This is a genomic window from Klebsiella sp. CN_Kp104 (genome assembly GCF_040064515.1).
GTDB classification, from domain to species: domain Bacteria; phylum Pseudomonadota; class Gammaproteobacteria; order Enterobacterales; family Enterobacteriaceae; genus Klebsiella; species Klebsiella aerogenes.
Window position 1 is genome coordinate 1 of the sequence record NZ_JBEAII010000009.1, and the last position, 19700, is coordinate 19700.

The window sequence follows — 19700 nt, forward strand, 5'->3', positions numbered from 1 at the left end:
GCTACCCAACGGCCCGGAACCGTAGCCCTGCTAAGCGCAGCGCGAGCAGGGAATACCCCCGGATGGCGGCGCGTTGCGCCTTATCCGGGCTATCCAACGCTCAGAACCGTAGCCCTGCTAAGCGCAGCGCGAGCAGGGAATATCCCCGGATGGCGGCGCGTTGCGCTTTATCCGGGCTACCCAACGATCTGGAACCGTGCTGCGCGAGCAGGGAATATCTGTTCAACCTTACTTTTTACGCAATAACCGCAGGGCGTTAGCCGTTACCAGCACCGTCGCGCCGGTATCTGCCAACACCGCCAGCCACAACCCCGTCAGGCCGAGAAGGGTCGTGACGAGGAAAATCCCCTTCAACCCTAAAGCGATGGCGATATTCTGGCGAATATTGGCATGGGTGGCGCGCGCCAGCGAAATCATCTGCGCCAGGCCGGTGAGGCGGTTATGGGTCAGTGCCGCGTCGGCGGTCTCCAGCGCTACATCGGTGCCGCTGCCCATCGCAATACCGATGGTCGCCGCTTTCATCGCCGGGGCATCGTTGATACCGTCGCCGACCATAGCCAGCGGCGCGTTGGCGTTAAGCGCCATCACCGCGTTCACTTTGTCCGCCGGCAGCAATCCGGCGCGGAACTGCAGACCCAGTTCATTGGCGATAGCCGCCGCAGCGCGCGGGTTATCCCCGGTGAGGATCACCCCTTGTACGCCCAATTGATGCAGCTCTTCCACCGCCTGACGCGCATCGTCGCGCAGGGTATCGCGCAGCGCCAGAATGCCGAGCAAGGTATCATCGCGCATCACCAGCACCACCGTCTGTCCGGCGCCCTCCAGTTGCTGGATCTGTGCCTCATGTTCAGCAGGTGCAGCCTTACTGGCCGCGCAGATTAAGATGCGGCTGCCGTTGACCTCGGCTTCTATCCCGGAACCGGCCAGCGCCCGCTGGTTGCGCGCAACGGGAATCGTCAGCTTACGCTGCTGCGCTTCGCGGACGATAGCCTGCGCCAGCGGATGACTGGAGCCTTGTTCAACTGCTGCCGCCAGCGCCAGCAGGCCGTTTTCATCAACGTCGGCGGTGGTGATAACGTGGGTGACCTGCGGTTGGCCGATGGTCAGAGTACCGGTTTTATCGAACGCCACCTGGCGCACCTGGCCCAATTGTTCCAGTGCCGCGCCGCCTTTAATCAGCGCCCCGCGCCGTGCGGCGACCGCCAGGCCGGAGGTAATCGCCGCCGGGGTAGAAATGACCAGCGCGCAAGGACAGCCGATCAGCAGCAACGTTAAGCCTTTATAGATCCACGGCAGCCAGGCGCTGGCGAAGAATAGCGGCGGTACGATGGCAACCAGCAGAGCGACCACCATAATGGCCGGGGTGTAGATTCGGCTGAAGCGATCGATGAAGCGCTCAATCGGCGCCCGGCGCTCCTCGGCTTCTTCAATCAGTTTGAGGATCCGGTCAATGGCGCTGTCTCCCGGTTCGGAGATAACGCTCAATTGCACCAGCCGATCGACGCTGGTGGCGCCAGCGGCTACGCGCTCGCCGGCTTTACGTTCCACCGGTACCGATTCGCCGGTCAGCGCGCTTTCGTCAAAGCTGGCAAACGGCGATAGCAGCTCGCCATCGGCCGGCAGACGCCCGCCGGCGGCGACCTCAATCACGTCGCCAGGACGCAGGTCGCGTTGGGAGACGGTCTCACGCTCGCCGTTGCGCAGGCGAACGGCGGTATCAGGTTTGAGCGCCATCAGGGCGCTCACGCCCTGACGCGCGCGGCTGGCGGCCCAGCCTTCAAGTCGTTCGCCGATCAGGAACAGCAGCAGCACCATCGCCGCTTCGGCGGTGGCCCCGATAAACAGCGCGCCAATGGCGGCGACGCTCATCAGCGTTTCGATGGCAAACCAGCTGCCGCTTTTAATTAACCGCAGCGCCTGACGGGCAACCGGCCACAGGCCGACGAGGGTAGTGGCGACAAACGCCAGCTTGCCGAACGGGTGGTTAAACTGCTCCAGCCCCCAGCTGAGCGCCATCATCACTACCAGACTCAATAACGCCAGGTTTTCCTGCAGCCATGAACCTTGCGGTTTCTCTTCCTGCGGCGCGTCAGCATCGCGCAGGGTATAACCCGCGGCGCGTACCGCGTTTTCAACCTGCGAACGGATATCGCTGTCGGCATTGACCAGCAGTTTCTCGGTGGCGAATAGCACCTGTACCTGGCTGACGCCGTCGATTTGGCGCACGGCGGTCTCCACCTTACGGGCGCAGGCCGCGCAGTCCATCCCTTCCACCTGCCAGCTATAGCGGGCGCCATTGAGCGGCTGCTCAGCGGAGGCGGTTTCTCCGGCGCAGTTATGATCGGTACAGCAGCTTTCCGCGGGCGCTGTCGCCGGGGTAAATTTGAATGACGAGAACTGGGGGACTTTTTTGTCCTGAGATTCTGGTGTCGACATGGCACCCTCCGGGTAATGATAATTTTCTCATTACCCGGAGGATACACTCTGGAGTCGACTCCAGAGTCAAGCAGTAAATTACAGATACAGTGCGCGAACGATCAGGAAGTGCCCGGCAAAGTAGAAGGCCGCGGAAATGGCGTTATCGGCGCGGAAGCGACGGCGATAGTGGCTAATCAGCCAGACGGCGTTACCCAACAGCAGCGAAGCGGCGCCAAGGAAGCCGGAGAGCGCGGTATCGGTCGGCCGCACGAACCACAGTTCGCCCGCCAGCCACACCATCACCAGAGTCATACCGATAAAGGTCAGCACCGGCATGCGCATCTCTTCCAGTCGGGTCCAGATAATCGCCAGCAGCAGCGCGCCGAGCACCAGCAGTACCAGCGGCAGCGGCCAGAAGAACGAAAGCGTCATCTGGCTGGCGAACCAGATCGTATACAGCAGATGAGAGAGGAAGAATGCGCCAACCGCGTACATCACCCGCTGGCGCGGCAGCAGGGTTAACGCATCGCCGAGCAGCGAAGCGCACAGGCCCGCCAGCACCAGGTAGCTAATAGCGTTGAACATCGGCGCCTGCCAGGCTAACAGCAGCAACAGAAGCAGGGTGACCGGTTTAAAGACCCAGCGCTGCCAGGCCGGCCCACGATAGGACGCATCGACGTAAAGCCATGCGGAGAAACAGACAGCAATAAACGACCAAAGCATAGTAAGTCCCTGTATCTGTTATCATTAAATAAGCGATTACGCTTACGGTACCGGATCTCAGTGTAGTGGTTTGGGCCAGAAGATGACAACGTTATTCAATGCGCGTTATCCTTATTCCTGATAATTCTTATGGGTACGCAAATGAGTAAAGTTCCGCTATTTTTTGTGCTGGTGGTCGCGGTGATTGTGGTGGCGGCCTCGTTTCGCTACGTGCAGCAGCGCCGGGAGAAAATGGATAACGACGCCGCGCCGCTGCTGCAGAAGCGGGTGGTGGTCAGCAATAAGCGGGAAAAGGTGATTAACGATCGCCGCTCGCGCCAGCAGACGGTGACGCCAGCCGGCAGCGAGATGCGTTATGAAGCGAGCTTCCGCCCGGAAAATGGCGGACTGGAAGTGGTGTTCCGCCTTGATACGCCGCAATACCACGCGCTGAGCGTTGGCGACCGGGGAATGCTGAGCTATAAGGGCTCAAAATTCGTCGAGTTCGTCGCCGATAACTGAGCCCTCGATTAACCGTTACTTCTTCTTCAGCGTGGCCTTCAGCTTTTTCTGCCAGGCCACCAGTTCAAATACGCCGAAGATGAAAATACGAATCTGCTCAAAGCGGCTCAGCGGCGGCGCATCTTTCGTCTGCGTCGCTTTCAACAGCGTCAGCTGCAGGCCATGCATCAGAATCATAAAAATCAGCGCCACGTTAACGAAGATATTCAGCGGTTTTGGGAAAGGTTGAAACAGGTTCAACAGCAAAAACGCCCACACGCATAGCATCAGCAGGCGGCCTAAATTAATCAGCATGGTTTTCTCCTTGTGCCTCGCGTTGATACAGGCGGTAGGCGACCTGTCCGGCGACTTTTTCGCGATACAGCTGCCAGTTTGCCGGAACCGGCGGTAGTCCGTTTTCTACTTCGCTCTCGACATAAATCAGCGCTTCATCTGCGAGCCAGTGGTTTTTTTCCAGCAGGCTGAGCGTTTCTTCCAGCAGCCCTTTGCGGAAGGGGGGATCGACGAAGACAATATGGTGCGGCGTACCCGGCTGGCTGAGAAACGCCAGCGTGTTGGTGTTGACCACCTTGCCGTTGCTGGCTTTCAGCGTCGCGAGATTTTTTTGTAGCTGCTGCGCGACGCTGCGCTCCATCTCCAGTAGCGTGGTGCTGGCGGCATAGCGTGACAGCGCTTCAAGCCCCAGCGCGCCGCTGCCGGCGAAGCAGTCAAGGCAGTGGGCGTCGACCATCGACGGCGCCAGCCAGTTAAAAAGCGTTTCCCGAACCCGGTCGGTGGTCGGGCGCAGACCCGGGCTCTCCGGCACCGGTAATTTACGGCCCCGCCACTGTCCGCCGATAATGCGGATCTGGCCGCTGCCTGCGTGATTTGGTTTCTTCATCTCTTTGCTCAAGTCTCAACTTCCAGCCTGCTATTCTAACGATCGAAGACCATTGACGAAACCTTAATCCGGGGGCGGTGATGCGAGTTAAGTTAAGTGATAGACTATCCAACTAATTTCATCATTTTTTCAGCTTCTGAAGCGGTTGTGTCGAAGCTGCGCCATGAATAAACAGCGAGGAGTGTGGTCGCAAATGGCAAAAGAGAAAAAACGTGGCTTCTTTTCCTGGCTGGGCTTTGGGCAAAAAGAACAGGCTCAGGAAAGCGAAACAGAACAAAAAGTAGAAGAAAAACAAGAGGTTGCGGAGCAGGCTCCGGCGGCGGAAATGCCTGCGGAAGCCGTACCCGCGGCGGAAACGGTAAAAGAAGACCCCGAGGCCTTTGCCGCCGAGGTCGTAGAGGTTACCGAACAAGTTGTTGAAAGCGAACTGTCGCATCCGGTGGCGGAAGAGACCGCGGCGTCGGAAATCGTAGTTGAAGAAGCGCCGGTTGTTCCTGCGGTAGAAGAAAAAGTCGCTGAACCGCTGGTTGAAGAGGTGATAGCCGAGCCGGTTATCGCCGAAGCGGTCGCTGAACAGACGCCGGAAGAGGTTATCGTCGCGGAGCCTGAGGTCATCGAAGATGAGATCCTCCCGGAAGAGCCCGAAGCCGAACTAAGCGATGAAGAGCTCGAAGCACAAGCTCTGGCGGCGCAAGACGTAGAAGAGACGCCAGAAGAAGAAGCGGAAACTCAGGAAGCGGCGCAGCAGGAGCAGGAAAAACCGACTAAAGAAGGTTTCTTCGCCCGCTTAAAACGCAGCCTGGTGAAAACCAAACAGAATCTGGGTTCCGGATTTATCAGCCTGTTCCGCGGCAAAAAAATCGACGACGATCTGTTTGAAGAGCTGGAAGAACAGCTGCTGATTGCCGACGTTGGGGTGGAAACCACGCGTAAGATTATTACCAATCTTACCGAGGGGGCCAGCCGTAAGCAGCTGCGTGATGCCGAGGCGTTATACGGTCTGCTGAAAGAAGAGATGAGCGAGATCCTGACGAAAGTTGAGGAACCGCTGAATGTTGAAGGGAAAACGCCATTTGTTATTCTGATGGTCGGCGTTAACGGCGTGGGTAAAACCACCACCATCGGTAAGCTGGCGCGTCAGTTTGAGCAGCAGGGTAAATCCGTGATGCTGGCGGCGGGGGATACCTTCCGCGCGGCGGCGGTGGAACAGTTACAGGTCTGGGGCCAGCGTAACGAGATCCCGGTGATTGCCCAGCATACCGGCGCTGATTCAGCCTCGGTTATTTTTGACGCCATTCAGGCGGCGAAAGCACGCAATATTGATGTGCTGATTGCCGATACCGCGGGGCGTCTGCAGAATAAATCGCATCTGATGGAAGAACTGAAGAAGATTGTCCGCGTAATGAAGAAACTGGATGTCGACGCGCCGCATGAAGTCATGCTAACCATCGACGCCAGCACCGGGCAGAACGCGATTAGCCAGGCCAAACTGTTCCACGAAGCCGTGGGGCTGACCGGCATTACGTTGACTAAGCTTGACGGAACCGCGAAGGGCGGGGTTATCTTCTCAGTGGCTGACCAGTTCAGTATTCCGATTCGCTATATTGGCGTCGGCGAACGTATTGAAGATCTGCGTCCGTTTAATGCGGGCGACTTTATTGAGGCACTTTTTGCCCGAGAGGATTAAGAATGATTCGCTTTGAACAAGTCAGCAAAGCCTATCTCGGTGGGAGACAAGCGCTGCAGGGGGTGACGTTCCACCTGCAGCAGGGCGAGATGGCGTTCCTGACCGGCCATTCCGGCGCGGGGAAAAGTACCCTGCTGAAGCTTATCTGTGGTATCGAACGGCCGAGCGCCGGGAAAATTCTGTTCAGCGGCCATGATATCAGCCGCCTGAAGAGCCGCGAGGTGCCGTTCCTGCGCCGCCAAATCGGCATGATTTTCCAGGACCACCACCTGCTGATGGATCGCACCGTGTTCGATAATGTGGCGATCCCGCTGATTATCGCCGGCGCCAGCGGCGATGATATTCGCCGCCGCGTATCCGCAGCGCTGGATAAAGTCGGGCTGCTGGACAAAGCGAAAAATTTCCCCATCCAACTCTCCGGCGGTGAGCAACAGCGTGTGGGCATTGCCCGCGCGGTGGTCAACAAGCCGGCGGTGCTGCTGGCGGATGAACCGACCGGTAACCTCGATGAGGCGCTCTCGGAAGGGATTTTACGTCTGTTTGAAGAGTTTAACCGCGTAGGTGTAACGGTACTGATGGCGACCCACGACCTGGGGCTTATTTCCAGCCGTCCGTACCGTGTCCTGACGCTAAGCGACGGTCATATGCATGGAGGCCATCGGGGTGAATAAGCGCGACGCAGTGAACCAGATTCGCCAGTTCGGCAGCAAGTTCGATCGTCTCCGTAACGCCACCGGCGGCGGCAACGGCGGGCGCAATGCGCCAAAACGGTCAAAAGCGGCGCCGAACCCGGCATCGCGGAAGAGTAACGTCTTTAACGAGCAGGTGCGCTACGCCTGGCACGGCGCGTTACAGGATTTAAAAAGCACGCCGCTGGCGACCTTCCTCACCATCATGGTGATCGCTATTTCGCTGACGCTGCCGAGCGTCTGCTATATGGTCTACAAAAACGTCAACAGCGCGGCGTCGCAGTATTATCCGTCGCCGCAGATCACCGTCTATCTGGAAAAAACGCTGGATGACGATGCGGCGGCGCGGGTGGTTGGCCAACTGCAGGCGGAGCAGGGCGTTGAGAAGGTAAATTATCTGTCGCGCGATGAGGCGCTGGGCGAGTTCCGCAACTGGTCCGGGTTTGGCGGCGCGCTGGATATGCTGGAAGAGAACCCGTTGCCGGCGGTAGCGATTGTGGTGCCGAAGCTCGATTTCCAGAATACCGATTCGCTTAACACCCTGCGCGATCGCGTCTCCCGTATTCAGGGGGTAGACGAAGTGCGCATGGACGATAGCTGGTTTGCGCGCCTGGCGTCGCTGACCGGGCTGGTCGGCCGAGTGTCGGCGATGATCGGCGTGCTGATGATTGCCGCGGTGTTCCTGGTGATTGGTAACAGCGTGCGCCTGAGCATCTTCGCCCGCCGCGACACCATTAACGTCCAGAAGCTGATCGGCGCTACCGACGGTTTCATCCTGCGCCCGTTCCTCTACGGCGGCGCGCTGCTGGGCTTCGCCGGGGCGTTTTTGTCGCTGATTCTGTCGGAGATTCTGGTGATGCGCCTCTCCTCGGCGGTGACCGAAGTGGCGAAAGTGTTTGGTACTAAATTTGAACTCAGCGGCTTAGGCTTCGATGAGTGTCTGCTGATGCTAATCGTCTGCTCGATGATTGGCTGGGTCGCGGCATGGCTGGCGACGGTGCAACATTTACGTCACTTTACCCCCGACTAAAAATTTTCTGGTATAATCTTTCCCTGCACTGAATATCTCTCTGCAGGGAAAGAGTCCCTGTTCGCCTCTTCCCTAATCTTTCATCTCCATGTCACATTTTGTGCGTAATTTACTCACAACGTTGCATGGAACTTGTGGATAAAATCACTGTCTGATACTACTGTGGGTGATATTCTCGTTGCTCATAAATGCTGGCATGTTTGTTGCCTGATGGGGACAAGATCATGTCAGACACTATCGATTGAGAGGATTTGAATGACCAAAGAAATGCAAACTTTAGCTTTAGCCCCCGTTGGTAACCTGGAATCGTACATCCGGGCTGCTAACACTTGGCCGATGTTATCGGCTGATGAAGAGCGGGAGCTTGCTGAAAAGCTGCATTACCAGGGCGATCTGGAAGCAGCGAAAAAGCTGATTCTGTCTCACCTGCGCTTTGTTGTTCATATTGCTCGTAACTACTCGGGCTATGGCCTGCCGCAGGCGGACCTGATTCAGGAAGGTAACATCGGTCTGATGAAAGCCGTACGTCGTTTCAACCCGGAAGTGGGTGTGCGACTGGTTTCCTTCGCCGTGCACTGGATTAAAGCGGAAATCCACGAATACGTGCTGCGTAACTGGCGTATCGTTAAAGTCGCAACCACCAAAGCGCAGCGTAAGCTGTTCTTCAACCTGCGTAAAACCAAGCAGCGTCTGGGCTGGTTTAACCAGGACGAAGTAGAGATGGTTGCCCGCGAGCTGGGTGTGTCGAGCAAAGACGTACGTGAGATGGAATCACGTATGGCAGCGCAGGACATGACCTTTGATATGTCGTCCGATGACGAATCCGATAGCCAGCCGATGGCGCCGGTGCTCTATCTGCAGGACAAAACGTCTAACTTTGCCGACGGCATCGAAGACGATAACTGGGAAGAGCAGGCTGCTAATAAACTGACTGATGCGATGCAGGGCCTGGACGAGCGTAGCCAGGACATCATCCGCGCTCGCTGGCTGGACGAGGACAACAAGTCCACGCTGCAGGAGCTGGCGGATCGTTATGGCGTCTCAGCTGAACGTGTTCGTCAGCTGGAAAAGAACGCGATGAAAAAACTGCGCGCCGCTATCGAAGCTTAATCTTCGAGTTTCTGCGCCATAGTGAATTAAGCCTCTGCTGTTTCAGCGGGGGCTTTTTGTTTTATATCCCCGTCATACCCGTTTCCCCTCTCCGCGCGATTTGCCGCGACCTTCAGCTTCAGTCACATAACTTTTACATCTCTTGCAAATTGTTGTTTCAAATTCTGAAAAATGGGGTATGTTTTGGCATAGTGTGCTGCAAAAGCGCAGGCGGCAGACCCAAATGCAGTCATACTACACTTATTATGACTAAAAAATCAGAATAATGCGCTGAAAAACAACATCACAACAAATGCAAAAACCATAATAATGGGGAGCCTCAGGATGAATATGAAGGGTAAAGCGTTACTGGCAGGATGTATTGCTTTAATTATGAGCGGTTCCGCGCTGGCGGAAGACATTAAAATTGCCGTCGTGGGAGCGATGTCCGGCCCGGTTGCCCAGTATGGCGACCAGGAATTTACCGGCGCGGAGCAGGCGGTAGCGGATATCAACGCCAAGGGCGGTATCAAGGGCAACAAACTGCAGATCGTGAAATATGACGATGCCTGTGACCCGAAACAAGCGGTGGCGGTCGCGAACAAAGTGGTGAATGACGGCATTAAATACGTTATCGGTCACCTGTGTTCCTCATCCACCCAGCCGGCGTCTGACATCTATGAAGACGAAGGCATCCTGATGATTACCCCGGCGGCAACCGCGCCGGAGCTGACGGCGCGCGGCTATAAGCTGATTCTGCGCACCACCGGTCTCGACTCCGATCAGGGCCCGACGGCGGCGAAATATATTCTCGGCACGGTGAAGCCGCAGCGCATCGCTGTGGTTCATGACAAACAGCAATATGGCGAAGGGCTGGCGCGCTCAGTTCAGGAAAACCTGAAGAAAGGCGGCGCCAACGTGGTGTTCTTTGACGGGATCACCGCCGGTGAGAAAGATTTCTCTACCCTCGTGGCGCGCCTGAAGAAAGAAAATATCGACTTCGTCTACTACGGCGGTTATCACCCGGAAATGGGGCAGATCCTGCGCCAGGCGCGCGCAGCCGGTCTGAAAACCCAGTTTATGGGCCCGGAAGGCGTGGCTAACGTTTCCCTGTCTAACATCGCCGGCGAGTCGGCAGAAGGCCTGCTGGTCACCAAACCGAAGAACTACGATCAGGTTCCGGCAAACAAACCGATTGTGGATGCTATCAAAGCGAAGAAACAGGATCCGAGCGGCGCCTTCGTGTGGACCACCTATGCGGCACTGCAGTCGCTGCAGGCGGGGTTAAATCAGTCTGAAGATCCGGCGGAAATCGCGAAATACCTGAAAGGGGCGAAGGTGGATACCGTCATGGGGCCGCTGTCGTGGGATGAGAAAGGCGACCTGAAAGGGTTCGAGTTCGGCGTGTTTACCTGGCATGCTAACGGTACGGCAACCGACGCCAAATAATTTAACCGGCGCCTTTCACGCCGCGGATGCGTTGTCTGACCCCGGTTGCGCTGCGCTTACCGGGGCTACAATTGGCAGGTAGCCCGGCTAAGCGAAGCGCCGCCGGGTTCTTCCTTGGTCACGCTGCGTTTATTAGGGCTACGGCCTAATGCTTTTCCCAACCATTCTGCTGGGCGCTGAAACCGAGCGCCTGCATAAATGCCGCCATCACGCCGCGGTCTTCCACCCCGCTATCGGCAACGCGCCAGCTATTGATATTCGGGTTATCGCTTAACGTCTCTTCCACTAAATATTGCCCAACGCCGCGGCGGCGGGTGACTTCACGCACGCACAGATCGCTGAGCTCGCCTTCAACGCCGCGCAGGGTAACGCGTACGGCGCCGAGCAGGCGTTCGTTAAAGCGGGCGGCGTAAATACGATGGTTTTCATCCAGCGTCAGCGCCGCAGGATCCTGCGACGGCCAGATTTTGCCTAAATCAATGCGATCCTGATCGCTGAAGTGCTGTAAACGGATAATGGTGAGCTTCATACGCGGCAATTCCAGTCAAAACAGATGCGCCAGTGTACTCAAATTTCTCGTTCGGCGGGGCGCTGTTTTCAACTCATTCATCAGGGGATTCGTTTTCCTGGTTGCGCGGGGGTAGCGCAATACATCATGGATCGAAAAATAAGCAGAGTTTTAACCTGATATGTAGCGTTTTATTCCGCCTTATATGCCGTTATTTTATGCTGTGAACTGGACTTTTTTTGTTTATCTTCGCCTTAAACCAGAATATTATCTTTTCTTAATCACCTGAAAAATAGAGATTTTAATCATAATTCAGGTAAAAAACTGCGCTAAACCATTAAAGTTCATGGTAAAAATGGCGTTGTTTAATAAAAGCACAGAATGCTTTTTAACCATAAAAATACAAAACATTTACATCACATCACGAACGGGGTTCTGAAGCATGAAAAGGAACGCGAAAACGATCATCGCGGGAGTCGTAGCATTAGCGATTTCCCACGCGGCGTTGGCAAAGGATATTAAAGTCGCCGTCGTCGGCGCGATGTCTGGCCCGGTTGCCCAGTGGGGCGATATGGAATTCAACGGCGCGCGCCAGGCGATTAAAGACATTAACGCCAGCGGCGGCATTAAAGGCGACAAACTGGTTGGCGTCGAATATGACGACGCCTGCGATCCGAAACAAGCGGTCGCGGTCGCCAACAAAATCGTCAATGATGGCATTCAGTACGTTATTGGCCACCTCTGTTCCTCCTCCACCCAGCCGGCGTCTGACATCTATGAAGATGAAGGCATCCTGATGATCTCCCCCGGGGCGACCAACCCGGAACTCACCCAGCGTGGCTACCAGTACATTATGCGTACCGCAGGTCTTGACTCTTCCCAGGGACCGACCGCCGCGAAATATATCCTCGAACAGGTGAAGCCGCAGCGTATTGCGATTATTCATGACAAGCAGCAGTACGGCGAAGGGCTGGCGCGTTCCGTGCAGGACAACCTGAAGAAAGCCGGCGCCAATATCGTCTTCTTTGATGGCATCACCGCCGGCGAGAAAGACTTCTCCGCGCTGCTGGCGCGCCTGAAGAAAGAGAATATCGACTTCGTCTACTACGGCGGCTACTACCCGGAAATGGGGCAGATGCTGCGCCAGGCGCGCTCCGTCGGCCTGAAAACGCAGTTTATGGGGCCGGAAGGCGTCGGTAACGCCTCGCTGTCCAACATCGCCGGCGCGGCGGCGGAAGGTATGCTGGTGACGATGCCAAAACGCTATGACCAGGATCCGTCCAACAGCGCTATTGTTGATGCGCTGAAAGCGGATAAAAAAGATCCGAGTGGTCCGTACGTCTGGATCACCTATGCCGCCGTTCAGTCGCTGGCGCAAGCAATGGACAGAACCGGCAGCCAGCAGCCGCTGGATTTAATTAAAGATTTGAAAGCTCACGGCGCGAAGACCGTGATTGGGCCGCTGAATTGGGATGAAAAAGGCGATCTGAAGGGATTTGAATTTGGTGTCTTCCAGTGGCACGCGGATGGTTCATCCACCGTCGCTAAGTAAGACGCGTTATCCCACCGCCCGCACCGCGCGGGCGGCATGAAAAAGGTTACCTTATGTCCGAGCAGTTTCTCTATTTTCTGCAGCAGATGTTTAACGGCGTCACGCTGGGCAGTACCTATGCGCTGATCGCTATCGGCTATACGATGGTGTACGGCATTATCGGCATGATTAACTTCGCCCACGGCGAGGTCTACATGATCGGCAGCTACGTCTCGTTCATGATTATCGCCGCCCTGATGATGCTGGGGATCGATACCGGCTGGCTGCTGGTCGCCGCAGGCTTTATCGGCGCTATCATTATCGCCAGCGCCTACGGCTGGAGTATCGAGCGCGTGGCCTATCGGCCAGTGCGCAGCTCCAAACGTCTGATCGCGCTGATTTCCGCCATCGGGATGTCGATATTCCTGCAGAACTTTGTCAGCCTGACCGAAGGCTCGCGCGATGTCGCGCTGCCGAGTCTCTTTAACGGCCAGTGGATTGTCGGCCACAGCGATAATTTCTCCGCCACTATCACTACCATGCAGCTGGTCATCTGGGTCGTTACCTTTATCGCCATGCTGGCGCTGACGCTGTTTATTCGCTATTCGCGAATGGGCCGCGCCTGCCGCGCCTGTGCGGAAGATCTGAAAATGGCGAGCCTGCTGGGCATCAACACCGACCGCGTTATTGCGCTGACCTTCGTCATTGGCGCAGCGATGGCGGCGGTCGCAGGCGTACTGCTGGGGCAGTTCTACGGCGTTATTAACCCCTACATCGGCTTTATGGCCGGGATGAAGGCCTTTACCGCAGCTGTGCTCGGCGGTATCGGCAGTATCCCTGGCGCGATGATCGGCGGCCTGATTCTGGGTATCGCCGAGGCGCTCTCTTCTGCCTATCTCAGCACCGAATATAAGGACGTCGTCTCCTTCGCGCTGCTGATTCTGGTGCTGTTAGTAATGCCGACCGGCATTCTGGGCCGCCCGGAGGTAGAAAAAGTATGAAACCGATGCAAATTGCGATGGCGCTGCTTTCCGCCGCGATGTTCTTTGTTCTGGCGGGCGTCTTTATGGGCGTGCAGCTGGAGCTGAATGGCACCAAACTGGTGGTCGATACCGCCGCCGATATTCGTTGGCAGTGGATTTTCATCGGCACCGCGGTGGTCTTTTTCTTCCAGCTGCTGCGCCCGCTGTTCCAGAAAGCGGTTAAGAACGTTTCCGGGCCGAAATTTATTATGCCGGCGATTGACGGGTCGACGGTCAAGCAGAAGCTGTTTCTGATAGCCCTGCTGGTGATTGCCGTGGCCTGGCCGTTTATGGTGTCGCGCGGCACGGTGGATATCGCCACCCTGACGATGATTTATATCATCCTTGGTCTCGGACTTAACGTGGTGGTTGGGCTTTCCGGCCTGCTGGTATTGGGCTACGGCGGGTTTTACGCCATCGGCGCCTATACCTTTGCGCTGCTTAACCACTATTACGGTCTCGGTTTCTGGACCTGCCTGCCGCTGGCCGGCCTGGTTTCCGCGGCGGCCGGCTTCCTGCTGGGCTTCCCGGTGCTGCGTCTGCGCGGCGACTATCTGGCGATTGTGACCTTAGGCTTCGGCGAGATCGTGCGCATTCTGCTGCTCAACAATACCGAGATCACCGGCGGGCCGAACGGTATCAGCCAGATCCCGAAACCGACTTTCTTTGGTCTTGAATTTAGCCGTACCGCCCGTGAAGGCGGCTGGGATACCTTCAGCAACTTCTTCGGTCTGAAGTACGATCCCAGCGATAGGGTGATTTTCCTCTATCTGGTAGCGTTGCTGCTGGTGGTGCTCAGCCTGTTCGTTATTAACCGTCTGCTGCGGATGCCGCTCGGGCGGGCGTGGGAAGCGCTGCGTGAAGATGAAATCGCCTGTCGTTCGCTGGGCCTGAGCCCGACGCGCATCAAGCTGACCGCCTTTACTATCAGCGCCGCGTTTGCCGGATTTGCCGGCACGCTGTTCGCCGCGCGCCAGGGCTTCGTGAGCCCGGAGTCCTTTACCTTCGCCGAGTCGGCCTTTGTGCTGGCGATCGTGGTGCTGGGTGGTATGGGCTCGCAGTTTGCAGTGATCCTGGCGGCTATTCTGCTGGTGGTATCGCGCGAGCTGATGCGTGATTTCAACGAATACAGCATGTTAATGCTCGGTGGGTTGATGGTGCTGATGATGATCTGGCGTCCGCAGGGGCTGCTGCCGATGACGCGCCCGCAGCTGAAGCTGAAAAACGGTCAGGCGAAAGGAGAGCAGGCATGAGTCAGCCAATATTATCCGTGAACGGCCTGATGATGCGTTTTGGCGGCCTGCTGGCGGTCAATAACGTCTCCCTTGAGCTGCGCCCGCAGGAGATCGTTTCCTTAATTGGCCCAAACGGCGCGGGAAAAACCACCGTTTTTAACTGCCTGACCGGTTTCTATAAACCTACCGGCGGCACCATTATGCTGCGCGACCAGCATCTGGAAGGGCTGCCGGGGCAGCAGATTGCGCGGATGGGGGTGGTACGAACCTTCCAGCACGTGCGTCTGTTCCGCGAAATGACGGTGATTGAAAATCTGCTGGTGGCGCAGCATCAACAGCTGAAAACCGGCGTCTTCTCCGGTCTGCTGAAAACGCCGGCCTTCCGTCGCGCACAGAGCGAAGCGCTGGATCGGGCCGCCACCTGGCTTGAGCGTATCGGCCTGCTGGAGCATGCCAACCGTCAGGCCAGCAACCTGGCCTACGGCGACCAGCGCCGGCTGGAGATTGCTCGCTGTATGGTGACGCAGCCGGAGATCCTGATGCTTGATGAACCGGCGGCGGGGCTTAACCCGAAAGAGACCAAAGAGCTGGATGAGCTTATCGCCGAGCTGCGTAGCCATCACAACACCACCATCCTGCTTATCGAACATGATATGAAGCTGGTGATGGGCATTTCCGATCGCATCTACGTCGTGAACCAGGGGACGCCGCTGGCCAACGGGACGCCGGAAGAGATTCGTAATAACCCGGACGTGATCCGCGCCTATTTAGGTGAAGCATAATGGTGGTGACGCATAAGATGGAAAAAGCGATGTTAACTTTTGACAATGTCAGCGCCCACTACGGCAAGATTCAGGCGCTGCACAACGTCAGCCTGCATATCAAACAGGGTGAGATCGTCACGCTTATCGGCGCCAACGGCGCAGGGAAAACCACCCTACTTGGTACGCTGTGCGGCGATCCGCGGGCTTCCAGCGGGCGCATTGTCTTTGACGGTAAGGATATTACCGACTGGCAGACGGCGAAAATCATGCGTGAAGCGGTGGCGATCGTGCCGGAAGGGCGACGCGTCTTTTCGCGCATGACGGTGGAAGAGAACCTGGCGATGGGCGGTTTTTTTGCCGACCGCGACCAGTTTCATACCCGCATCAAATGGGTGTATGAGCTGTTCCCGCGTCTGCATGAACGCCGTATTCAGCGCGCCGGCACCATGTCCGGCGGCGAGCAGCAGATGCTGGCGATCGGTCGCGCTCTGATGAGCCAGCCGCGCCTGCTGCTGCTTGATGAGCCCTCATTGGGGCTGGCGCCGATTATCATTCAGCAGATTTTCGATACCATCGAACAGCTGCGTGAGCAGGGGATGACGATCTTCCTGGTTGAGCAGAACGCCAACCAGGCGCTGAAGCTGGCCGATCGCGGCTACGTACTGGAAAACGGTCACGTGGTGCTGGAGGATACCGGCGACGCGCTGTTGGCCAACGAGGCGGTGCGCAGCGCCTATCTCGGCGGTTAGTTCATCGTAACCCGGCGTTATTCACTTCGCCGGTTTGTAGCCCGGGCGAGGCGCTTGCGCCGACCCCGGGAGCCGATCGCAAGAATATTATCCGTGTCTTAGCTCCCACTTTACTTCCCCCGTCCTTTCATCGGCTTGTCATCTCCCTGACCCGTTACTATCTTTTTTTTGTAATAAAAAAGTTATTTTTCTGTAATTCGAACATGTCATGTTACCCCGCGAACATAAAACGCGTGAAATCGCGCATCCGGAACAACAAGAGAGATAACCGATGATATCGTTACGACATACAGCTTTAGGACTGGCGCTGAGCCTGGCATTTGCTGGCCAGGCACTGGCAGTAACCACCATCCCTTTCTGGCACTCGATGGAAGGTGAACTGGGTAAAGAAGTTGATTCTCTGGCGCAACGTTTCAACGCGGCCAATCCTGATTACAAAATTGTTCCGATGTACAAAGGCAACTACGAGCAGAGCCTGAGCGCCGGTATCGCCGCCTTCCGTACCGGTAACGCGCCGGCGATTCTACAGGTGTATGAAGTCGGCACCGCCACCATGATGGCGTCAAAAGCCATTAAGCCGGTGTATCAGGTCTTTAGCGATGCGGGTATTAAGTTCGATGAATCGCAGTTCGTACCGACGGTGTCCGGTTATTACACCGATTCAAAAACCGGCCATCTGCTCTCCCAGCCGTTTAACAGCTCCACGCCGGTGCTGTACTACAACAAAGACGCCTTCAAGAAAGCGGGTCTGGACCCTGAGCAGCCGCCGAAAACCTGGCAGGATCTGGCGGCTTACACCGCCAAACTGAAAGCGGCCGGAATGAAGTGCGGCTACGCCAGTGGTTGGCAGGGCTGGATCCAGATTGAGAACTTCAGCGCCTGGAACGGCCTGCCGGTCGCCACGAAAAATAACGGCTTTGACGGTACCGACGCGGTGCTGGAGTTCAACAAGCCGGAGCAGGTGAAGCATATCGCGCTGCTCGAAGAGATGAACAAGAAAGGCGATTTCAGCTATTTCGGGCGTAAGGATGAATCCACCGAGAAGTTCTATAACGGTGACTGCGCGATGACTACCGCCTCATCCGGCTCGCTGGCGGATATTCGTCAGTACGCGAAATTCAACTACGGCGTCGGCATGATGCCTTACGACGCCGATGTTAAAGGCGCGCCGCAGAACGCCATCATCGGCGGGGCCAGCCTGTGGGTGATGCAGGGCAAGGACAAAGAGACCTACACCGGCGTGGCGAAGTTCCTCGACTTCCTGACCAAACCGGAAAACGCCGCCGAGTGGCACCAGAAAACCGGCTACCTGCCGATTACCACCGCGGCCTACGATCTGACGCGCCAGCAGGGCTTCTATGATAAGAACCCAGGCGCTGATATCGCTACCCGCCAGATGCTGAACAAGCCGCCGTTGCCGTACACCAAAGGTCTGCGCCTGGGCAACATGCCGCAAATTCGCACCATCGTTGATGAAGAGCTGGAGAGCGTGTGGACCGGCAAGAAAACCCCGCAACAGGCGCTGGATTCCGCCGTTCAGCGCGGGAATCAACTGCTGCGCCGTTTCGAGCAAGCAACCAAATCGTAATCTGTAACTTGCCCGGTGGCGCTGCGCTTACCGGGCCTACGATGTGCCCTATGTAGGCCGGGTAAGGCGTAGCCGCCACCCGGCATTGTTCAGGAACCAAATCTCAATGTCATCATCCCGTCCGGTATTCCGCTCGCGCTGGCTGCCCTATGTGCTGGTCGCGCCGCAGCTGATTATCACGCTGATTTTCTTTATCTGGCCCGCGGGCGAAGCGCTGTGGTATTCGCTGCAGAGCGTCGATCCGTTTGGCCTTTCCAGCCAGTTTGTCGGCCTGGCAAACTTCGTCACGCTGTTCCACGACCCGTACTATCTGGACTCGTTCTGGACCACCATAAAATTCAGCACCCTGGTGACCATTAGCGGTCTGCTTATTTCGCTGTTTTTTGCCGCGCTGGTCGACTATGTGGTGCGCGGCAGCCGCTTTTATCAAACGCTGATGCTGCTGCCGTATGCCGTGGCTCCCGCCGTCGCGGCGGTGCTGTGGATCTTCCTCTTCAATCCAGGACGCGGGCTGATCACCCATTTCCTCGGCGAATTGGGTTACGACTGGAACCACGCGCAGAACAGCGGCCAGGCGATGTTTCTGGTGGTCTTCGCCTCGGTCTGGAAGCAGATAAGCTACAACTTCCTGTTCTTTTTCGCCGCGCTGCAGTCGATCCCGCGTTCGCTGGTTGAGGCCGCCGCCATCGACGGCGCCGGACCGATTCGTCGCTTCTTCAAGCTGGCGCTGCCGCTGATTGCGCCGGTGAGTTTCTTCCTGTTGGTGGTCAACCTGGTTTACGCCTTCTTCGACACCTTCCCGGTAATTGATGCCGCCACCGCCGGCGGCCCGGTGCAGGCGACCACCACCCTAATCTACAAAATTTATCGCGAAGGTTTCGCCGGGCTCGATCTTTCCGCTTCCGCCGCGCAGTCGGTGGTGCTGATGTTCCTCGTCATTATCCTGACGGTGGTGCAGTTCCGTTACGTTGAAAGTAAGGTGCGTTACCAATGATTGAGAACCGTCGCGGGCTGACGATTTTCAGCCACACCATGCTCATTCTGGGTATTGCCGTCATTTTATTCCCGCTGTACGTCGCCTTCGTGGCAGCGACGCTGGATAACAAATCGGTGTTTGAAACGCCGATGACGCTGATCCCCGGCGGACATCTGCTGGAGAACATGAAGACCATCTGGGTGAACGGCGTCGGCGTCAACAGCGCGCCGTTCTGGCTGATGATGCTCAACAGCTTCATCATGGCGTTCGCCATTACGGTAGGCAAAATCGTGGTGTCGATGCTTTCGGCTTTCGCCATCGTCTGGTTCCGCTTTCCGCTGCGTAACCTGTTCTTCTGGATGATCTTCATCACTCTGATGCTGCCGGTCGAGGTGCGTATTTTCCCGACGGTGGAAGTGATCGCCAACCTCAAAATGCTCGACAGTTATGCTGGGTTAACGCTGCCGTTGGTGGCTTCGGCTACCGCCACCTTCCTGTTCCGCCAGTTCTTTATGACTCTGCCGGACGAGCTGATTGAAGCGGCGCGTATCGATGGCGCTTCGCCGATGCGCTTCTTTCGCGACATCGTGCTGCCGCTGTCGAAAACCAACCTCGCCGCGCTGTTCGTCATCACCTTTATCTACGGCTGGAACCAGTATCTGTGGCCGTTGCTGATTATTCAGGATGTGAATCTTGGCACCGCCGTCGCCGGTATTAAAGGCATGATCGCCACCGGCGAAGGTACTACCCAGTGGAATCAGGTGATGGCGGCGATGCTGCTGACCCTGATCCCGCCGGTCGTCATCGTTTTAGCCATGCAGCGCGCGTTTGTGCGCGGCCTGGTCGATAGTGAGAAATAAA

General features: G+C 56.8%; 19 protein-coding genes. 14 read left to right on the forward strand and 5 right to left on the reverse strand.

The features are described 5' to 3' along the window. Positions 1-228: 228 nt before the first annotated feature. Positions 229-2436: a Zn(II)/Cd(II)/Pb(II) translocating P-type ATPase ZntA gene (zntA, locus tag ABLU80_RS12350; RefSeq protein WP_213197598.1), complete on the reverse strand. Its 2208-nt coding sequence runs from the start codon at positions 2434-2436 to the stop codon at positions 229-231. A gap of 78 nt (positions 2437-2514) precedes the next feature. Beyond that, entirely contained in the window at positions 2515-3141 is a 627-nt protein-coding gene (locus ABLU80_RS12355; RefSeq protein WP_015369312.1) for a lysoplasmalogenase, read from the reverse strand. A gap of 141 nt (positions 3142-3282) precedes the next feature. Between ABLU80_RS12355 and ABLU80_RS12360 the strand changes: the two genes are divergently transcribed. After that, positions 3283-3642, forward strand: coding sequence for a DUF2500 domain-containing protein (locus tag ABLU80_RS12360; protein ID WP_348850016.1), 360 nt, complete (start codon positions 3283-3285; stop codon positions 3640-3642). A 15-nt stretch (positions 3643-3657) separates the two neighbouring features. On the opposite strand, the gene ABLU80_RS12365 is transcribed toward ABLU80_RS12360, so the two are convergent. Together ABLU80_RS12365 and rsmD are read right to left on the reverse strand one after the other, a co-directional pair. Further along, positions 3658-3936 carry a DUF1145 family protein gene (locus ABLU80_RS12365; protein WP_015369314.1) on the reverse strand — a complete coding sequence of 93 codons (279 nt, stop codon included), beginning with the start codon at positions 3934-3936 and terminating at the stop codon, positions 3658-3660. Beyond that, positions 3926-4522: a 16S rRNA (guanine(966)-N(2))-methyltransferase gene (rsmD, locus tag ABLU80_RS12370; RefSeq protein ID WP_047057753.1), complete on the reverse strand. Its 597-nt coding sequence runs from the start codon at positions 4520-4522 to the stop codon at positions 3926-3928. Before rsmD ends, ABLU80_RS12365 begins: the two co-directional genes overlap by 11 nt. A 193-nt stretch (positions 4523-4715) precedes the next feature. On the opposite strand from rsmD, the gene ftsY reads away from it, so the two are divergent. The 5 genes from ftsY to livJ all read left to right on the forward strand — a co-directional run bounded on the left by ftsY (position 4716) and on the right by livJ (position 10466). Continuing rightward, entirely contained in the window at positions 4716-6209 is a 1494-nt protein-coding gene (gene ftsY / locus ABLU80_RS12375) for a signal recognition particle-docking protein FtsY (protein WP_348850017.1), read from the forward strand. A 2-nt stretch (positions 6210-6211) separates the two neighbouring features. Further along, complete coding sequence (gene ftsE, locus ABLU80_RS12380) at positions 6212-6880, forward strand: cell division ATP-binding protein FtsE (RefSeq protein ID WP_015369317.1); 669 nt, start codon at positions 6212-6214, stop codon at positions 6878-6880. Next, the gene (gene ftsX, locus ABLU80_RS12385; RefSeq protein WP_032710034.1) at positions 6873-7928 is read left to right on the forward strand and encodes a permease-like cell division protein FtsX; all 1056 of its coding nucleotides are present in this window, start codon (positions 6873-6875) and stop codon (positions 7926-7928) included. Before ftsE ends, ftsX begins: the two co-directional genes overlap by 8 nt. A 255-nt stretch (positions 7929-8183) precedes the next feature. Next, positions 8184-9038, forward strand: coding sequence for an RNA polymerase sigma factor RpoH (rpoH, locus tag ABLU80_RS12390; RefSeq protein ID WP_002920815.1), 855 nt, complete (start codon positions 8184-8186; stop codon positions 9036-9038). A gap of 324 nt (positions 9039-9362) precedes the next feature. Further along, positions 9363-10466 (forward strand): branched chain amino acid ABC transporter substrate-binding protein LivJ, encoded by a 1104-nt coding sequence (gene livJ / locus ABLU80_RS12395; RefSeq protein ID WP_015369319.1) that lies wholly within the window; start codon positions 9363-9365, stop codon positions 10464-10466. A gap of 145 nt (positions 10467-10611) precedes the next feature. Here livJ and panM read toward each other — a convergent pair whose 3' ends face one another. Continuing rightward, a complete protein-coding gene (gene panM, locus ABLU80_RS12400; RefSeq protein ID WP_045375774.1) occupies positions 10612-10995 on the reverse strand; it encodes an aspartate 1-decarboxylase autocleavage activator PanM in 384 nt (127 codons plus the stop codon). 421 nt (positions 10996-11416) lie between these two features. Here panM and livK point away from each other — a divergent pair, with 421 nt between their 5' ends. The 8 genes from livK (at position 11417) to ugpE (ending at position 19699) form a co-directional block, all read left to right on the forward strand. Next, on the forward strand, positions 11417-12526 hold the full coding sequence (gene livK / locus ABLU80_RS12405; protein WP_015369322.1) for a high-affinity branched-chain amino acid ABC transporter substrate-binding protein LivK: 1110 nt from the start codon (positions 11417-11419) through the stop codon (positions 12524-12526). Positions 12527-12579: 53 nt separating this feature from the next. Next, the gene (gene livH / locus ABLU80_RS12410) at positions 12580-13506 is read left to right on the forward strand and encodes a high-affinity branched-chain amino acid ABC transporter permease LivH (protein ID WP_015369323.1); all 927 of its coding nucleotides are present in this window, start codon (positions 12580-12582) and stop codon (positions 13504-13506) included. Next, the gene (gene livM, locus ABLU80_RS12415; protein WP_015369324.1) at positions 13503-14780 is read left to right on the forward strand and encodes a branched chain amino acid ABC transporter permease LivM; all 1278 of its coding nucleotides are present in this window, start codon (positions 13503-13505) and stop codon (positions 14778-14780) included. The genes livH and livM overlap by 4 nt, the downstream gene beginning before the upstream one ends. Beyond that, complete coding sequence (gene livG / locus ABLU80_RS12420) at positions 14777-15544, forward strand: high-affinity branched-chain amino acid ABC transporter ATP-binding protein LivG (protein ID WP_015369325.1); 768 nt, start codon at positions 14777-14779, stop codon at positions 15542-15544. The genes livM and livG overlap by 4 nt, the downstream gene beginning before the upstream one ends. Before the next feature lie 17 nt (positions 15545-15561). Further along, a complete protein-coding gene (gene livF, locus ABLU80_RS12425; protein ID WP_086538103.1) occupies positions 15562-16275 on the forward strand; it encodes a high-affinity branched-chain amino acid ABC transporter ATP-binding protein LivF in 714 nt (237 codons plus the stop codon). A 271-nt stretch (positions 16276-16546) separates the two neighbouring features. After that, a complete protein-coding gene (gene ugpB, locus ABLU80_RS12430; protein WP_260841946.1) occupies positions 16547-17863 on the forward strand; it encodes a sn-glycerol-3-phosphate ABC transporter substrate-binding protein UgpB in 1317 nt (438 codons plus the stop codon). A 106-nt stretch (positions 17864-17969) separates the two neighbouring features. After that, positions 17970-18857: a sn-glycerol-3-phosphate ABC transporter permease UgpA gene (gene ugpA / locus ABLU80_RS12435; RefSeq protein WP_047042947.1), complete on the forward strand. Its 888-nt coding sequence runs from the start codon at positions 17970-17972 to the stop codon at positions 18855-18857. Further along, a complete protein-coding gene (ugpE, locus tag ABLU80_RS12440; protein ID WP_348850018.1) occupies positions 18854-19699 on the forward strand; it encodes a sn-glycerol-3-phosphate ABC transporter permease UgpE in 846 nt (281 codons plus the stop codon). Before ugpA ends, ugpE begins: the two co-directional genes overlap by 4 nt. Position 19700: the final 1 nt, after the last annotated feature.